Origin of the sequence: Pseudomonas sp. 5P_3.1_Bac2 (genome assembly GCF_025465995.1) — a bacterium.
Lineage (GTDB): Bacteria > Pseudomonadota > Gammaproteobacteria > Pseudomonadales > Pseudomonadaceae > Aquipseudomonas.
The window spans coordinates 76,004-91,034 of sequence record NZ_JANLNY010000016.1 but is presented as its reverse complement, the minus strand read 5'-3'; the positions used below and the strand labels follow the sequence as shown (position 1 = coordinate 91,034).

General features: G+C 65.2%; 16 protein-coding genes. 12 read left to right on the top strand and 4 right to left on the bottom strand.

Translation table 11 applies throughout. The features are described 5' to 3' along the window. Positions 1-6: 6 nt before the first annotated feature. On the top strand, positions 7-780 hold the full coding sequence (locus NTD81_RS10650) for an SDR family oxidoreductase (protein ID WP_262182267.1): 774 nt from the start codon (positions 7-9) through the stop codon (positions 778-780). Between the two features lie 10 nt (positions 781-790). On the opposite strand, the gene NTD81_RS10645 is transcribed toward NTD81_RS10650, so the two are convergent. Further along, a complete protein-coding gene (locus NTD81_RS10645) occupies positions 791-1,576 on the bottom strand; it encodes an enoyl-CoA hydratase (protein WP_262182266.1) in 786 nt (261 codons plus the stop codon). Between the two features lie 134 nt (positions 1,577-1,710). Here NTD81_RS10645 and NTD81_RS10640 point away from each other — a divergent pair, with 134 nt between their 5' ends. Next, positions 1,711-2,487, top strand: a complete 777-nt coding sequence (locus NTD81_RS10640) for an SDR family oxidoreductase (RefSeq protein WP_262182264.1) — start codon at positions 1,711-1,713, stop codon at positions 2,485-2,487. Positions 2,488-2,589: 102 nt separating this feature from the next. On the opposite strand, the gene NTD81_RS10635 is transcribed toward NTD81_RS10640, so the two are convergent. Next, positions 2,590-3,423 carry an alpha/beta fold hydrolase gene (locus NTD81_RS10635; protein WP_262182261.1) on the bottom strand — a complete coding sequence of 278 codons (834 nt, stop codon included), beginning with the start codon at positions 3,421-3,423 and terminating at the stop codon, positions 2,590-2,592. A gap of 233 nt (positions 3,424-3,656) precedes the next feature. Here NTD81_RS10635 and NTD81_RS10630 point away from each other — a divergent pair, with 233 nt between their 5' ends. From NTD81_RS10630 to NTD81_RS10615, 4 genes are all read left to right on the top strand, one after another. Beyond that, positions 3,657-4,391 (top strand): SDR family NAD(P)-dependent oxidoreductase, encoded by a 735-nt coding sequence (locus NTD81_RS10630; RefSeq protein WP_262182259.1) that lies wholly within the window; start codon positions 3,657-3,659, stop codon positions 4,389-4,391. A gap of 16 nt (positions 4,392-4,407) precedes the next feature. Then, a complete protein-coding gene (locus NTD81_RS10625; protein WP_262182257.1) occupies positions 4,408-5,181 on the top strand; it encodes an SDR family NAD(P)-dependent oxidoreductase in 774 nt (257 codons plus the stop codon). Positions 5,182-5,187: 6 nt separating this feature from the next. Next, positions 5,188-5,817, top strand: coding sequence for a nuclear transport factor 2 family protein (locus tag NTD81_RS10620; protein ID WP_262182256.1), 630 nt, complete (start codon positions 5,188-5,190; stop codon positions 5,815-5,817). A gap of 143 nt (positions 5,818-5,960) precedes the next feature. After that, positions 5,961-7,025 (top strand): alkene reductase, encoded by a 1,065-nt coding sequence (locus NTD81_RS10615; protein WP_262182254.1) that lies wholly within the window; start codon positions 5,961-5,963, stop codon positions 7,023-7,025. A 110-nt stretch (positions 7,026-7,135) separates the two neighbouring features. On the opposite strand, the gene NTD81_RS10610 is transcribed toward NTD81_RS10615, so the two are convergent. Continuing rightward, on the bottom strand, positions 7,136-8,329 hold the full coding sequence (locus tag NTD81_RS10610; protein WP_262182252.1) for an acyl-CoA dehydrogenase family protein: 1,194 nt from the start codon (positions 8,327-8,329) through the stop codon (positions 7,136-7,138). Then, entirely contained in the window at positions 8,326-9,486 is a 1,161-nt protein-coding gene (locus NTD81_RS10605) for an acyl-CoA dehydrogenase family protein (RefSeq protein WP_262182251.1), read from the bottom strand. The genes NTD81_RS10610 and NTD81_RS10605 overlap by 4 nt, the downstream gene beginning before the upstream one ends. A gap of 191 nt (positions 9,487-9,677) precedes the next feature. On the opposite strand from NTD81_RS10605, the gene NTD81_RS10600 reads away from it, so the two are divergent. The 6 genes from NTD81_RS10600 to NTD81_RS10575 are packed head-to-tail and all read left to right on the top strand — an operon-like array spanning position 9,678 to position 15,023. Next, a complete protein-coding gene (locus tag NTD81_RS10600; RefSeq protein WP_262182250.1) occupies positions 9,678-10,571 on the top strand; it encodes a VOC family protein in 894 nt (297 codons plus the stop codon). 9 nt (positions 10,572-10,580) lie between these two features. Continuing rightward, complete coding sequence (locus NTD81_RS10595; protein ID WP_262182249.1) at positions 10,581-11,459, top strand: CoA transferase subunit A; 879 nt, start codon at positions 10,581-10,583, stop codon at positions 11,457-11,459. A 10-nt stretch (positions 11,460-11,469) separates the two neighbouring features. Further along, entirely contained in the window at positions 11,470-12,267 is a 798-nt protein-coding gene (locus NTD81_RS10590; RefSeq protein ID WP_262182287.1) for a CoA-transferase subunit beta, read from the top strand. 13 nt (positions 12,268-12,280) lie between these two features. Beyond that, positions 12,281-13,174 (top strand): enoyl-CoA hydratase, encoded by an 894-nt coding sequence (locus tag NTD81_RS10585; protein ID WP_262182247.1) that lies wholly within the window; start codon positions 12,281-12,283, stop codon positions 13,172-13,174. Then, complete coding sequence (locus NTD81_RS10580; RefSeq protein ID WP_262182245.1) at positions 13,174-14,274, top strand: NAD(P)H-dependent flavin oxidoreductase; 1,101 nt, start codon at positions 13,174-13,176, stop codon at positions 14,272-14,274. Before NTD81_RS10585 ends, NTD81_RS10580 begins: the two co-directional genes overlap by 1 nt. Continuing rightward, complete coding sequence (locus tag NTD81_RS10575) at positions 14,271-15,023, top strand: enoyl-CoA hydratase family protein (protein WP_262182244.1); 753 nt, start codon at positions 14,271-14,273, stop codon at positions 15,021-15,023. Before NTD81_RS10580 ends, NTD81_RS10575 begins: the two co-directional genes overlap by 4 nt. Positions 15,024-15,031: the final 8 nt, after the last annotated feature.

Genomic DNA, 15,031 nt, shown 5'->3' with positions numbered 1-15,031 from the left:
TTGAGCATGTTGACGACTGTGGTGAGCGGTAGTGCGTCGGGCATAGGCGCGGCGGTCGTTCAGGCGCTGCGTGCGGCGGGGCAGCGGGTGATCGGCATCGACCTGCGGGATGCCGAGGTGATCGCCGATTTGTCCTCGGCTGAAGGGCGGCGTCTGGCGCTGCAAGCCGTGCAGGCGCAGCTGGATGGGCGCCTGGAGGGGCTGGTGCTGTGTGCCGGTCTGGGGCCACAGGTGCGGCCGGAGTCCTTGATTGTTTCGATCAATTATTTCGCTGCGCTGGAACTGCTCGATGGCCTGCTGCCGCTGTTGCAAAAGGGCGACAGTTCGGCGGCGGTGGTGATTTCCTCGACGGCGGCGACCAGCCTGGAGTGGGCCGATAATCCGCTGGCCGGGGCGCTGGTCGCGGGCGATGAGGCGGCGGCCGGAGAGCGGGTGATGGCGGCGGGCGCGCAGGGCGGCTATCTGGCCTACGCCGCCTCGAAGAACGCGCTGAGCGTGGCGGTACGCCAGCGCGTGGCGACCTGGGGGCAGGCAGGGGTGCGGCTCAACAGCGTCGCGCCGGGTGCCACCCGGACGCCGCTGCTGGCGGCCGGTTTGCAGGACCCGCGCTATGGCCAGGCGATCCGCGACTATATCTCGCCGCTCGGGCGCAATGCCGAGCCGCATGAAATTGCCGAGGCTGTGCTGTTCCTGCTCGGGCCGCGGGCCAGTTTCATCCACGGCGCGCAGCTGTTCGTCGATGGCGGGATCGATGCGCTGACGCGCCCGACCCGTCTCTGATCCGCTTGGCTCAGCGGCCCTCGAAGCGCGGTGCGCGCTTCTCGAGGAAGGCCTGCATGCCTTCCTTCTGGTCTTGGGAGGCGAACAGCAGGGCATTGGCCTTGCGCTCCAGGGCCAGGCCGGCCTCCAGCGAGGCGTCCATGCCGGCCAGTATCACCTCCTTGATCTGCTCTGCCGCCAGTGGCGGCATTGCGGCGATGTGACGGGCTATCTGCAGGGCGTGCTCGAACACCTGCTCGTCGGCCACCACCTCGCTGATCAGACCGGCGATCCAGGCTTCCTCGGCGCTGATCGGCTGGCCGGTGAGCGCCATGCGCATGGCCTTGGCCTTGCCGACAGCGCGCACCAGGCGCTGCGTGCCGCCGATGCCAGGCATGATGCCGATGCGGATCTCCGGTTGGGCGAAGCGGGCGCCACGGCCGGCGACGATGATGTCGGCGATCATGGCCAGCTCGCAGCCGCCACCGTAGGCATAGCCGCAGACCGCGGCGATGACCGGTTTCGGGCAGTGTCGGATCGGCGCCCAGAGGCGTTCGGTGTGGCGCTGGTGGATGTCGATGGCACCGACCCCGACCATGCTGGTGATGTCACCACCGGCGGCAAATACCTGCTCGCCGCCAGTGAGCAGGATGCAGCGCACCTGCCGGTTCTGGCCGAGGTCGGCGAAGTGCTGCGAGAGCAACTCCTGCAACTCCAGGCTGAGGGCGTTGGTCGCCTGCGGGCGGTTCAGGCGCAGCACGGCGATACCGGCTTCCGGGAATTCCAGCAGCACAGGGGGGAGGATGGGCGCGGACATGCCGGGGCTCTCGCAGGCGGTAATGACTGAGCGCATGTTCCTGCGCGCCAGTACCTCGCTCATCGTCCATTTAGACGACGAGGCGCTGGCGATGACTGCCTAGAGTGCGGGCATTAATGCAACAGGAGCAGTTTATGGATATCCAATCGGGCCTGGATTACCACGGCAAGGTGGTGCTGGTGACTGGCGGGGCCAAGGGCGTCGGTGCTGGCATTAGCTGCAGCTTTCTTGCCGCCGGAGCGCAGGTGGTGATATGTGGCCGCAATGCGCCGCAGCAGCTGCCGCAGGTCGAGGGTCGCTGTGCCCATTTCATCGCCGCGGATGTGCGCGACATCGAGTCGGTGCAGAGTCTGTTCGCGCAGATCCTCGGAGAGTTCGGTCGTCTCGATGTCGTGGTCAACAACGCCGGCGGCAGCCCGTCTGCCGATGCCGCCACCGCTTCGCCGCGCTTCAGCGAAGGCATCATCCGTCTGAATCTGATTGCCCCGCTGAACGTGGCGCAGCAGGCCAATACGATCATGCAGGCGCAGGCCGAAGGCGGGGTTATCGTGTTCATCGGCAGCATCAGCGCGCTGCGCCCGTCGCCGCAGACCGCCGCCTACGGCGCGGCCAAGGCCGGCATCCTGTCGCTGATGACTTCTCTCGCCGTGGAGTGGGCACCCAAGGTGCGCGTGGTCACGATCAGTCCGGGACTGGTGCGTACCGAGCAGTCGCATCAGCACTATGGCGATGAGGCGGGGATCGCCGCGGTCAGCGCCACCATTCCGGCCGGGCGTCTGGCCAATCCGGAAGACATCGGGGCGGCCTGTGTCTATATCGCCTCGCCGCTGGCCAGTTATGCCAGTGGTTGCAATCTGCTGCTGCATGGCGGCGGCGAGTGGCCGGCGTTCCTCGCCGCATCCAACGCCTGACATAGCGTTACCCGCGCGCCCGCATCCGCTGTGTCTGCGGATGCGGGCTGGGTATTTCCGGGGCAGGCATTCAGGCGCGGATAGTCCGCGCCTGAACAGGGCTCAGCCGTGCTGCAGGAAATCCAGACAGGTACGGTTGAACAGCTCGCGATGCTCGACCTGCACCCAGTGGCCGCAGCGGTTGAGCACGACGAAGCGGGCGTTGGGCGCGCCATCGATGATGCGTTGGGCGCCGCTGACCGGGTTGAAGTTATCGTTGCTGCCCCAGAAACCGAGGATCGGGCAGTCGATCTCGCCCAGGCGCGCTTCCATGTTGGGGATCATCATGGTGCTGAACAGGTTTTTCGGCTGGGTCACTGCCACAGCCACGCGTTCGGCGAGCAGGTCGTCCGGCAGGGTCGAAGGGTCGAACAGCTGCAGGCTCATCATGCTGCGCATCTCGGGCATGCCGATGGGGCCTGCGCCGAACAGCGTGACCATGCGCTGGATGCCGGACATCTTGAAGTAGGTTTCGCGCTCTTCAACGCCGCCCGGCGCCAGCAGGATCAGTCGTTCTACCCGTTGCGGCTCGGCCAGCACCAGGCCCAGGGCGATGGCACCGCCCAGGGAGTTGCCCAGCAGGGTGCAGCGCTCGATGCCGGCGGCGTTGATGAACTCGCGCAGGGTGGCGACGAAGAAGGCCAGGTCGTATTGGCCGTCGTCAGGCTTGTCCGAGCGGCCGAAGCCGGGGAGGTCGAGGACGATGTTGCGATAGCCGGCCTCGACAAACTTCGGGAAGTTGCCCTTGAAGTTGCTGAAGCCGCTGGCACCCGGGCCGCTGCCGTGCATCCACAGTACTACCGGGCCCTGGCCCTCATCGAGATAGTGCAGGCGCAGTCCGCTGGACAGGGTCAGGTAGTGGCCGACGGGCAACGGCAGATCTTGTGGCTGGGTCATGTGGAGTCTCCATGGTTGTTTTTATGCTCGAGCCAGTGGCGCGAGTCCGCCTGTGGCGATAGTCCGTCGCAGCCGGTACGCGGGCATCGTCCGTTCAGACCAGCTCACTTCGCCGCGGGGTTAGTCCCATCGGACGATGTGCCTTGCCCGTCGCGGTTCAATCATGGTGGCCAAGTTGGTCGCATTGCTCGCGACCCCAGGTTGTGAACTCAAAGCTAGGCAGGAGAAAAACAATGAAACTGCAAAACAAAGTTGCCTTCGTCACTGGCGCGGGTCAGGGCATGGGCCTGGCTATCGTGCGTGGTTTTGTCGCCGAGGGCGCCCGTGTGGTGGCTGCCGACATCAATCTGGAAACCCTGCAGCAGGCTGTGGCCGAGTTCGGTGACAAGGTGCTGGCGATAGCCTGCAACGTCGGCGACAGCGCCTCGGTGGCGAATGCCATCGGCCAGGCCGAAAGCGTGTTCGGCGGGCTGCACATCGTGGTCAACAACGCCGGCGTCGGCGGCCTGGACAGCTTCCTGGAAACCCCTGACGAAAGCTGGCAGCGGGTTATCGGCGTGAACCTGACCGGCACCTTCTTCTGCGCTCGCGAAGGCGCCAAGCTGATCATCAAGACCGGCCAGGGCGGCAGCATCATCAACCTGTCCAGCACCTCCGCGCTGAGCGGCGAAGGCCCCAACCACTACTGCGCCTCCAAGGCCGGCGTCATGGGCCTGACCCGTGGCATCGCCCGTGAGCTGGCCAGTCAGGGCATTCGCGTCAACACGCTGGTGCCAGGGCCGACCAACACCCCGATGATGGCCGGCATCCCTGACCAAATGATGGCCGACCTGCTCAAGAACGTGCCGCTGGGTCGCCTTTGCGAAACCGACGAGATCGCCCGTGTGGCGGTATTCCTCGCCTGTGAAGACTCGAGCTTCATGACTGGCCAGAACATCGCCGTGAACGGCGGCATGTCCTTTATCTGATTCAGGGGTATTCGCAATGACTCAACGTCTGCAAGGCAAGATCGCTGTCGTTACGGGTGCCGGTTCCGGCATCGGTGAAGCCACTGCTATGCGCTTCGCCGAGGAGGGTGCCGTCGTGGTGCTCTGTGGCCGTAACGCCGAACCGCTGGAAGTGGTGCGCGAGAAGATTCAGTCCGCCGGTGGCAAGGCCGAAGTGGCCGTCGCCGACGTCAGCGACGAGGCTGCCTATGTTGGCGCCATCGAAGCCGCCGCCAAGCGTCATGGGCGTCTGGACATTCTGGTCAACAACGCCATGGCCTTCACCTGGGGCAGTGTCGACAGCATGTCCACCGAAGACTGGCGCGCCAACTTCAATACCACCGTCGACGGCACCTTCTGGGGCACCCGCACTGCGGTGCGCCTGATGAAGGACAGCGGCGGTGGCAGCATCGTTAACATTTCCTCCATCTGTGGCCAGTTCGGCACCGCCTGGATGAGTGGTTACTCCGCCGCCAAGGCGGCGGTGAACAACTTCAGCCGTGCTGTGGCCAGCGAAGGCGCGCCCTACGGCATCCGCTGCAACGTGGTGATTCCGGGGGTGGTCGATACCCCGGCCATGGCCGGCATGTTGAGCGATCCGAAGGCCCGCGCGAACACCGAGAAGCTGATCCCGATGAAGCGTGTCGGCAAGCCGGTGGAGCTGGCCAACGCGATTCTGTTCCTCGCCTCGGACGAAGCCTCCTATGTCACGGGTGCCTGCCTGAACGTCGATGGCGGTCGCAGCTCCGATCTGTACACCGTTGTGGAGTGAGCCTGCATGAGCGATGACAACCTGCTGGCGCGCATCGACCGACTGGAGTCGCTCGACGCCATTCGGCAACTGGCTGGCAAGTACGCGCTATCACTGGATATGCGCGATCTGGATGCCATGGCCAACTGCTTCGCCCCGGATGTGCGGGTCGGTCGCGACAAGGTCGGCCGTGCCCACCTGAAGGCCTGGCTGGACGACACCATGCGTCTGCAGTTCCACGGCACCTCGCATCACCTGGGGCAGCACATCATCGAGTTCAAGGACCCGGATCACGCCACCGGCGTGGTCTATTCCAAGAACGAGCATGAGACTGGCCCGGAGTGGGTGATCATGCAGATGCTGTACTGGGATGACTATGAGCGCATCGACGGGCGCTGGTGCTTCCGCCGCCGCTTGCCGTGCTACTGGTATGCCACTGACCTGAACAAGCCGCCGATCGGCGGCCTGAAGATGCGCTGGCCGGGGCGCGAGCCCTATTCCGGCAGCTTCCATGAGCTGTTCCCCAGCTGGGATGTCTTCTGGGCCAGTCGTCCGGGCAAGGACGAGTTGCCCGAGGTGGCCGCGCCCGCGCCGCTGGAAGGCTTCCTCTCGACCATGCGCCGTGGCGCGGGCGATCCGAAGATCCGCGTTCGCTAAGGCGCAGATAACCCTTTTTCGCCCTCCTTCCTGTGCTCACTGGTCCATGGGGAGGGGGGCTTTTTTATACCGGACAGAGCTGCGCTGCCGAGACCCTTGCGCGGTAGTCGGCGCCTGTCAGCCCTGATCAAGGAGTCGCAAGCATGAGTCTGCTGTTTCACCCTCAGCAACTGGGCGAGCTGTACCTGCCCAATCGTATCGTCATGGCGCCCATGACCCGTAGCCGTGCCGATGAGCGTGGCGTGCCCACCGCCGAGATGGTCGAGTATTACCGCCAGCGCGCCAGCGCCGGACTGATTGTCGCCGAGGGGGCTGCCCCTTCCGCCGACGGCCTCGGATACTGCCGCACCCCGGCGATCTATAACGCCGAGCAGGTCGCCGGCTGGCGCGCGGTGACGGATGCAGTGCATGCCGAGGGCGGGCTGATCGTGCTGCAACTGATGCATGTTGGGCGTGCTGCCAGCCACCACAACAAGCCGGCCGGCGCCCGTACCGTGGCACCCTCGGCGCTGCGTGCGCAGACCCAGGTGTTCAGCGATGCCGCCGGCATGGTCGATACCGATGAGCCCCATGCACTGACTTGCGAGGAAGTACAGGCGGTGATTGGCGATTACCGCCAGGCGGCGATCCTCGCCCGTGAGGCCGGTTTCGACGGCGTCGAGCTGCACTGCACCAGCGGCTACCTGCCGATGCAGTTCATGGCCAGCGGCACTAACCAGCGCACCGATCAATACGGTGGCTCAGTGACGAACCGCGTGCGCTTCCCAGCCGAGGTGCTCGCCGCCATGGCCGATGCCATTGGTGCCGGGCGCGTGGGCTATCGCATGTGTCCGGGCAACCCCTATAACGACATTCAGGATGACGATCCGGCGGCCACTGCAGTGGCCCTGATGGATGCCGTCGAACCGCTGCGTCTGGCCTACCTGCACATCATGCGCTCACCGCTGCCGCAGCTCGATGCCTTCGCTCTGGCGCGTGCTCACAGCGGCACGGCGCTGATCCTCAATGACGGCTTTGATGCGGTTTCCGCCGAGGCGGCGCTGCACCAGGACGGTGGGGCGGCGGTATCCTTCGCCCGTCACTTCATCGCCAATCCGGACCTGGTCGAGCGCATGCGCAACAACCGGCCGCTGGCTGCCTTCGACCGCAAGACCCTGTATACCGTCGGGGCCAAGGGCTACAGCGACTATCCCGCCTGGAGCGAGTAAGGCTCAGCGGCGGCTGCGCTGCAAAACGCCCGATGCATGGCATCGGGCGTTTTTCATTGGCTCGCTTAATCGCTGCCGGCCTGCACAACGAGGCCTGCGTGAGCGGCCCTTCAGGCCTGCACGCGTGGCTCGCGCGGCATGCCCAGGGCGCGCTCGGCGATGATGTTGCGCTGGATCTCGTTGCTGCCACCGTAGATGGTGTCGGAACGGGTGAACAGGAACAGCGACTGCAGGCGCGACAGTTCATAAGGTGCAGCGTCGAGTAGTTCGGCCTGATCGCCGAGCACGTCCATGGCCAGCTTGCCCAGCTCCAGATGCCAGGTCGACCAGGCCAGCTTGTAGATCATCGCTTCGCGGCGCAGGCTGCCGTCCTGGGTGCCGGAAAGCATGCGCAGCGAGTTGTAGCGCAGTACCTTGAGGCCGGACCAGGCCTGGGCAAGGCGCTGGCGGATCAGTGGGTCGCGGTCGGCGCCGTTGTTCTTGGCCAGACGGATCACTTCATCCAGCTCGTTCTTGAACAGCATCTGCTGGCCGAGGGTGGATACCCCGCGCTCAAAGCCGAGCAGGGCCATGGCCACCTTCCAGCCATCGCCGGGCTTGCCGATGATGTTGTCCGCTGCGGTGACGGCATCGGCGAAGAACACTTCGTTGAACTCGCTGGTGCCGGTCAGTTGCTGGATCGGCTGCACCTGGATGCCCGGCTGATCCATGGGCACCAGCAGGAAGCTCAGGCCATGGTGGCCGACGCTGCCCGGCTCGGTACGGGCCAGTACGAAACACCATTGCGATTCGTGGGCCAGCGAGGTCCACACCTTCTGGCCATTGACCAGCCAGTTGCGGCCTGCGGCATCGAGCTGGGCGCGGGTCTTGACCCCGGCCAGGTCGGAGCCCGCGCTCGGCTCGGAATAGCCCTGGCACCAGAACTCCTCGCCCTTGAGGATGCCGGGCAGGAAGCGTTGCTGTTGTTCGGGGCTGCCCATGGCGACCAGGGTCGGGCCGATCAGGCCTTCGCCGATGTGGCCCATGCGGCCGGGGCCGCCGGCGCGGGCGTACTCTTCACAGAAAATCACCTGCTGGCTGATCGACAGCTCGCGTCCGCCCAGGGACTGGGGCCAGGCCAGGCCGATCCAGCCGCCCTGGGCCATTTCCCGCTCCCAGGCTTTGCGTTCCTCGGGGAACGCGTGCTCGTCGCCCGGTCCGCCGCGGAAACGCAGGTTGGCGAACTCGCCTTGCAGGTGCTCTTCGAGCCAGGTGGCAACCTCCACGCGGAAGGCTTCATCCTCGGTGCTGAATCCGATTTTCATGGGCGGGACTCCAGGATCAGGGTGGCCAGACGCTCGCGGTGCCAGCTGGGACTGCCCAGCATCTGCTCACTGGCGCGGGCGCGTTTGAAGTACAGGTGCGGGTCGTATTCCCAGGTGAAGCCAACGCCGCCGTGCAGCTGAATCGACTCGCCGGCGCAGCGCATGAAGGCCTCGCTGGCTTCGCTCTTGGCGATGGCGGAGGCCTCGCCCAGCTCGCCGGCGAGCTGGGCGTCGCCTTCGCTGGCCAGAGCCTCCTGGGCTACGCAGGCGGCGTAGTAGGCCGCCGAACGGGAGTTTTCGATGCTTAGCATCAGGTCGGCGCAGCGATGCTTGATGGCCTGGAAGCTGGCGATGGCACGGTTGAACTGCTTGCGCTCGGCGATGTAGGCCAGCGTCAGGTCCAGGCTCTGCTGGGCGCCGCCGACCTGTTCGCAGGCCAGGGCGATGGCGCCGATCTGCAATACCTTGTCCAGCAGCTCGGCACCGTTGCTGGCCGGGTGCAGGCACTGTTCGGCAGTCAGCGCTACGTCTTGCAACTGGATGCGCGCCAGGCGGCGGGTCTGGTCCAGGGTCGGCAGGGCCTCACGGCTGATGCCGGCCTGATTGGCCGGTACGGCGAACAGCGCCAGGCTGCCGTCATCCCCTTCGCAGGCGAGCAGCAACAGGTTGGCCTGCGCACCGTCCAGCACGGCGTCGTACTGGCCGCTGAGCAGCCAGCCGTCGGCCTGCTTGTGCGCCCGTGGTTGTTGCGCCTGGCGCCAGTCGCCACGCTGGTGCTGGTAGGCGACGGTGGCGCACAGGCTGCCCGCGGCCAGCTCCGGCAACCACTGCTCGCGCAGGGCCTCGTTACTCCCCAGCAACAGGGCCGGGGTGGCGAGACAGGCGCTGGAGAGGAAGGGCGAGCAGAGCAGGCGACGGCCCATCTGCTCGAGCAGGATGGCCTGCTCGACAAAGCCCAGGCCGAGGCCGCCGTACTGCTCCGGCACGATCAGCGCCGGCCAGTACAGCTCCTGGGCAATCTGTTGCCAGACCTCGGGGTTGAAACCCTCCGTGCGCAGCATGGCATCACGCACTGCCGCCGAATCGGAGGCCTTGGCGAGAAAGCTGGCGGCGCTCTCCTGAATCATCAATTGCTCGTCGTTGAACGCGAAGTCCATTGCAGGCTCCTTGGGCCGACCTCTGTTGGCCGCGAGTCTGCGTGGACTTGTGCGTGGGCGAATCCCTAAAAAGGACTAGCCGCAGACGAGGCCCATTTCGCTGCCAGCCATAGTCTCAACGGACGATGAGGCATGGGTAGGCGCTTCGCACAATGTGCCTGTCATGAAACGACCAGTTCAGGAGCAGGGACATGATCGAGATCCGTGGATTGAGTTACCTCGTCGCTCAGGTCGCCCATCTGAGCGACTGGCAACGTTACGCTGAAGACGTGCTCGGCATGTCTGTCAGTCAGGCCCCGCAGGGTGGCCTCTATGTGAAGATGGACGAGCGTCCGTTCCGCATGCTGATCACCGAGGGTAGCGAGGGTCGCTATCTTGCCTCGGGCTGGGAGCTGGCCACTGCGGCCGCCTTCAAGCATGCCCTGCAGGTGCTGCAAGAGAAAGGCGTGGCCTTCACTCTGGGTAGTGCTCAGGAGATCGACCAGCGCGGCGTGCAGGAGCTGGCTGTGGTCATCGATCCGTCTGGCAACCGCCATGAACTGTCCTGGGGACATCGTTCCGACTGCTTGCCATTCGTTTCGCCGCAAGGCGTGCCGCGCTTCATCACGGGCGACATGGGCCTGGGGCACACGGTGCTGCCTGCGCCGAATTTCGATGAAACCTTGGCCTTCGTTCGCGATGTGCTGGGCTTCGAAATGTCCGATATTTTCAACTTCCGCCCGGCCCCGGATGCTCCACCCGTGCGCATCTACTTCATGCATTGCGCCAACGCCCGCCACCACAGCCTGGCGCTGGCCGAGTACCCGGTGCCCAGTGGTTGCGTGCATGCCATGGTGGAGGTCGACTCGATGACCGAGGTCGGTCGCGCCCATGACCGCATGCTGGCCCATGGCGCTCAGCTGTCGGCCACCCTGGGTCAGCACCTCAACGACCGCATGACCAGTTTCTACATGAAGACCCCGTCCGGCTTCGATCTGGAGTACGGCTTTGGCGGTCTGCAGCTGGATTGGAAAGAGCACAGCGCCTTCGAATTCACCCGCGTGAGCATTTGGGGGCACGACTTCTCGGTCGGTCGCCAGCAGTAAGGAATCCTAATGAACAAGCAAATGACAACCCAGCAGGCTGTTGCCCTGCTGCGCGACGGCATGACGGTCGGATTCGGTGGCTGGGGTCCGCGGCGCAAGCCGATGGCCGTGGTGCGCGAGATCCTGCGTTCGGACGTCAAGGACCTCACCGTAGTCGGTTATGGCGGCCCGGAGATGGGCATGCTGTGCGCTGCCGGCAAGGTCAAGAAGCTGATCTTCGGCTTTGCCACCCTTGATGCCATTGCGCTCGAACCCTGGTTCCGCAAGTGCCGTCAGGCCGGGCAGATTAAGGAACTGATGGAGCTGGACGAGGGCATGTATCAGTGGGGCCTGCGCGCCGCCGGCATGCGTCTGCCATTCCTGCCGACCCGCTGCGGTCTGGCCACCGATGTCACCCGGCTGAACCCGGAGATCAAGACCATCACCTCGCCCTATGCCGACGGTGAGGTCCTGCTGGCCATGCCGGCGCTGAATCTGGATATCAGCTTCCTCCACGTCAACGAGGCCGATCGCCTGGGCAACACCCTGATCACCGGCAACGACGCCTACTTCGATCATCTGATGGCGCGTGCGTCCGCGCAGTGCGTGGTGTCTTGCGAACGCCTCAGCGAGCGCTTCGAACTGACCGCCGAGCAGGCGCGTTTCAACATGTTCGAGCGCTACCTGGTCACCGGCGTGGTGCATGCGCCGTTCGGCGCGCACCCGACCACCTGTGCCCCGGACTATGGCTGGGACCTGTCGCACATGAAGCGCTACGCCGAATCGGCCGAGGCCGAAAACGGCTGGGCCGCCTACATGGACGAATTCGTGCAGATCAGCGAGGCCGACTACCAGGCCAAGAACGGCGGCGCCGAGCGCCTGTCCACCCTTGCCCAGCCGGTATTCTGAGGAGAAAACCATGAGCGTTGCCAAAGACTTTTCTCTCGCCGAACTGATGATCGTCGCCGCCAGCGAAGCCTGGCGCGGCAATGGCGAGATCCTCGCCTCGGGTCTGGGTATCCTGCCGCGCCTGGGGGCCGGACTGGCCAAGCTGACCCACAGCCCCGAGCTGCTGATGACCGACAGCGAGTGCTTCCTGGTGGAAGAGCCGATCCCGGTCGGCCCACGCGGCGACTACGTGCCGAAATACTCCGGCTACATGGGCTTCGAGCGGGTCTTCGAGTGCGTCTGGGGCGGGCGTCGCCACGCCATGATCGGCCCGACCCAGGTCGACCGCTTCGGCCAGACCAACCTGTCCACCGTGGGCCCCGACTACTACCAGCCGAAGATCGCCATGCTCGGCGTGCGCGGCCTGCCGGGTAACAGCATCAACCACAAGAATTCCTTCTTCATGCCCAGTCACTCGACCCGTGCCCTGGTGCACGAGGTGGACATGGTCTCCGGTGTGGGCCTGAATCCTGAGCGCTGGGAAAAGGGCATGAACCAGGAGCTGATGTCGATTGGCATCGTCCTCACCGACCTGTGCGTGCTCGACTACAACGGCCCGGACAACGCTGCCCAGGTGCTGTCCCTGCACCCGGGCGTGAGCTTCGACGAAGTGCAGGAAAAAACCGGCTTCGCCCTGCTCAAGGCGCCGGGCATGGGCGAAACCCCGTACCCGAGCGAAGAGCAGCTGGCGGTTATTCGCCGTCTCGACCCGCATGATCTGCGTAGCAAGCAGCTCAAGGGCAACCCGCCAGGCATCCGCCAGGCCTGATAGGAAGTAGATGATGAGCGAATTTATCGAGCGGGTGGACAGCAGCGTCTACGAGACCGACAGTCCGGTGAAGTACGCCGTGGCCGATGGCATCGCTAGCGTGACCATGAGTCGTACCGAGTTCAACAATGCGCAGAACTCGCAGATGACCTACGCGCTGGACGCTGCCTTCAAGCGGGCGATCAACGACGACGCGGTCAAGGTCATCGTCCTGCGCGGAGAGGGCAAGCACTTCTCCGCCGGCCACGATATCGGCACGCCGGGGCGCGACATCAACAAGGAGTTCGAGCGCGCCCATCTGCTTTGGGATCACAGCAACAAGCCCGGCGGCGAGTTCCTCTACATGCGCGAGCAGGAGGTCTACCTCGGCATGTGCCGGCGCTGGCGCGAGATGCCCAAGCCGACCATCGCCATGGTCCAGGGCGCCTGCATCGCCGGCGGCCTGATGCTGGCCTGGGTCTGCGACCTGATCGTGGCCAGCGACGATGCCTTCTTTCAGGACCCGGTGGTGCGCATGGGCATTCCGGGGGTGGAGTATTTCGCTCATCCCTACGAGATGAACCCGCGCATCGCCAAGGAATTCCTGATGACCGGCGATCGCATGCCGGCCAGCCGCGCCTATGAGGTGGGCATGGTCAACCGCGTGGTCTCGCGAGCCGAGCTGGAGGCCGCCACCTACGAGCTGGCCGCCAAGGTGGCCAAGCAGCCGCGCATGGGCCTGGCGCTGACCAAGCAGGCGATCAATCACGTGGAAGACTTGGCCGGCAAGCGCACCGCGATGGATGCGGTATTCGCCTGGCACCACTTCGCGCACACCCACAACGAACTGCTGTCCGGCGACAAGCTCGGCGGTTATGACGCCAAGGCCATGGCCGCGGCGAACAAGAAGTCCGCAGGAGAAGCCTGATGAGCAGCTGGCTGCAAACCGAACTGACCCGCCGCCTGGGCTGCCGTTATCCGGTGGTGCAGACGGCCATGGGCTGGGTGGCCGATGCCAATCTGGTGATCGGCACCAGCCGCGCCGGCGGCTTCGGCTTCCTGGCTGCGGCCACGCTGGATACGGCGCAGACCCGCAGCGAAATCGAGAAGATCATCGCCGCCACCGGCAGCCGCAATTTCGGCCTGAACTTTCACATGTTTCAGGAAAACGCCGGCGACTGCGTGGACATGGCCATCGAGTACGGCCTCAAGGCCGTGAGCTACGGCCGTGGCCCGGATGCGGCGACGGTCAGACGTTTCAAGGATGCCGGCGTGCTGTGCATTCCCACCGTGGGCGCGGCCAAGCATGCGATCAAGGCGGTGCAGATGGGCGCCGACATGATCACCATTCAGGGCGGTGAGGGTGGCGGTCACACCGGTGGCGTACCCAGCTCGATCCTGCTGCCGCAGGTGCTCGACGCGGTCGATGTGCCGGTGATTGCCGCCGGTGGCTTCTCCACCGGCCGTGGCCTGGCCTCGGCCCTGGCTGCGGGTGCCTGTGGCATCGCCATGGGCACGCGCTTCCTGATGAGCCAAGAGTCGCCAACGCCAGCCAAGACCCTGGAGCGTTACCTCAAGGTCAGCGATCCGCAGCAGATCCGCGTGACCCTGGCGGTCGACGGCATGCGCCACCGCATGATCGAGAACGCCTTCATCAACCGTCTGGAAAAAGCCAGCGGCCTGGGCCGTCTGCTGATCGCCCTGCGCAGCGCCTGGAGCTGGAAGCAGCAGACCGGCATGAGCAGCGCGCACATGCTCTCGACCCTGCTCAAGGTAATCAAGGAAGAACCCGAGGCGCTGTCGCAGACCATCATGGCCTCCAACCAGCCGGTGCTGCTGCAGAAGTCTATGCAGGACGGCCAGCCGGACGAAGGCATCCTGCCCTCCGGCCAGGTGGCGGCGGCCATCGGCGAGCTGGCCAGCTGCGAAATCATCATTTCCGAGATCGTCGCGCAGGCCGAGGCCTGCCTCGCCGAGCTTTATCAACGCAACGCCCAGCCCAAGGCTGTGGCAGGGAGCGCGCTATGAGCACCGCATTCATCACCAGCCTGGACAACGGTGTGGCCGAGCTGGTCATCAACAAGCCGCCGGTCAACGCGCTCGACAGTCAGCAGTGGCTGGGTCTGGCCAAGACCATCGACGAGTTGGGCGCCAATCCCGAGACCCGGGTCATTGTCATCCGTGCCGAAGGCCGTGGCTTCTGCGCCGGCGTCGACATCAAGGAGCTGGACCAGCATCCGGAGCTGATCGTTAAGGTCAACCGTGGCAATTACGAGACCTTCAAGGCCGTGCATCGCTGCCCGGTGCCGGTGATCGTCGCGGTGCACGGTTTCGTCCTTGGCGGCGGCATTGGTATCACCGGCGCGGCCGACATCGTGGTCGCCTCCGAGTGCGCCACCTTCGCCCTGCCGGAAGTGGACCGTGGCGCCATGGGTGGCGGCGCCCACCTGCAGCGCCTGTTCCCGGTGCAGAAGGTGCGTTACCTATTCTTCACCGGCGACAAGATCGGTGCGCGTGAGGCCGAGCGTTACGGCTTCATCGAACGCGTGGTGCCGCGCGAGCAACTGCGCGACGCCGCGCTGGAAATCGCCGGCAAGATCGCGGCCAAGAGCCCGGCGATGATCCGCATCGCCAAGGAAGCCCTCAACGGCATCGAGGACGGCAACCTGGAAGACAAATATCGCTGGGAGCAGGGCTTCACCCTGCAGGCCTACAACGAGGCGGATTCGGCGGAGACCCGCCGCGCCTTCGTCGAAAAACGCGACGCGAAGTTCTGAGGCACGCC

Coding starts and splice junctions, on each gene's coding strand:
- NTD81_RS10650 (WP_262182267.1), top strand. CDS start 7: ATGTTGACGACTGTGGTGAGCGGTAGTGCGTCGGGCATAGGCGCGGCG.
- NTD81_RS10645 (WP_262182266.1), bottom strand. CDS start 1,576: ATGTCCGCGCCCATCCTCCCCCCTGTGCTGCTGGAATTCCCGGAAGCC.
- NTD81_RS10640 (WP_262182264.1), top strand. CDS start 1,711: ATGGATATCCAATCGGGCCTGGATTACCACGGCAAGGTGGTGCTGGTG.
- NTD81_RS10635 (WP_262182261.1), bottom strand. CDS start 3,423: ATGACCCAGCCACAAGATCTGCCGTTGCCCGTCGGCCACTACCTGACC.
- NTD81_RS10630 (WP_262182259.1), top strand. CDS start 3,657: ATGAAACTGCAAAACAAAGTTGCCTTCGTCACTGGCGCGGGTCAGGGC.
- NTD81_RS10625 (WP_262182257.1), top strand. CDS start 4,408: ATGACTCAACGTCTGCAAGGCAAGATCGCTGTCGTTACGGGTGCCGGT.
- NTD81_RS10620 (WP_262182256.1), top strand. CDS start 5,188: ATGAGCGATGACAACCTGCTGGCGCGCATCGACCGACTGGAGTCGCTC.
- NTD81_RS10615 (WP_262182254.1), top strand. CDS start 5,961: ATGAGTCTGCTGTTTCACCCTCAGCAACTGGGCGAGCTGTACCTGCCC.
- NTD81_RS10610 (WP_262182252.1), bottom strand. CDS start 8,329: ATGAAAATCGGATTCAGCACCGAGGATGAAGCCTTCCGCGTGGAGGTT.
- NTD81_RS10605 (WP_262182251.1), bottom strand. CDS start 9,486: ATGGACTTCGCGTTCAACGACGAGCAATTGATGATTCAGGAGAGCGCC.
- NTD81_RS10600 (WP_262182250.1), top strand. CDS start 9,678: ATGATCGAGATCCGTGGATTGAGTTACCTCGTCGCTCAGGTCGCCCAT.
- NTD81_RS10595 (WP_262182249.1), top strand. CDS start 10,581: ATGAACAAGCAAATGACAACCCAGCAGGCTGTTGCCCTGCTGCGCGAC.
- NTD81_RS10590 (WP_262182287.1), top strand. CDS start 11,470: ATGAGCGTTGCCAAAGACTTTTCTCTCGCCGAACTGATGATCGTCGCC.
- NTD81_RS10585 (WP_262182247.1), top strand. CDS start 12,281: ATGAGCGAATTTATCGAGCGGGTGGACAGCAGCGTCTACGAGACCGAC.
- NTD81_RS10580 (WP_262182245.1), top strand. CDS start 13,174: ATGAGCAGCTGGCTGCAAACCGAACTGACCCGCCGCCTGGGCTGCCGT.
- NTD81_RS10575 (WP_262182244.1), top strand. CDS start 14,271: ATGAGCACCGCATTCATCACCAGCCTGGACAACGGTGTGGCCGAGCTG.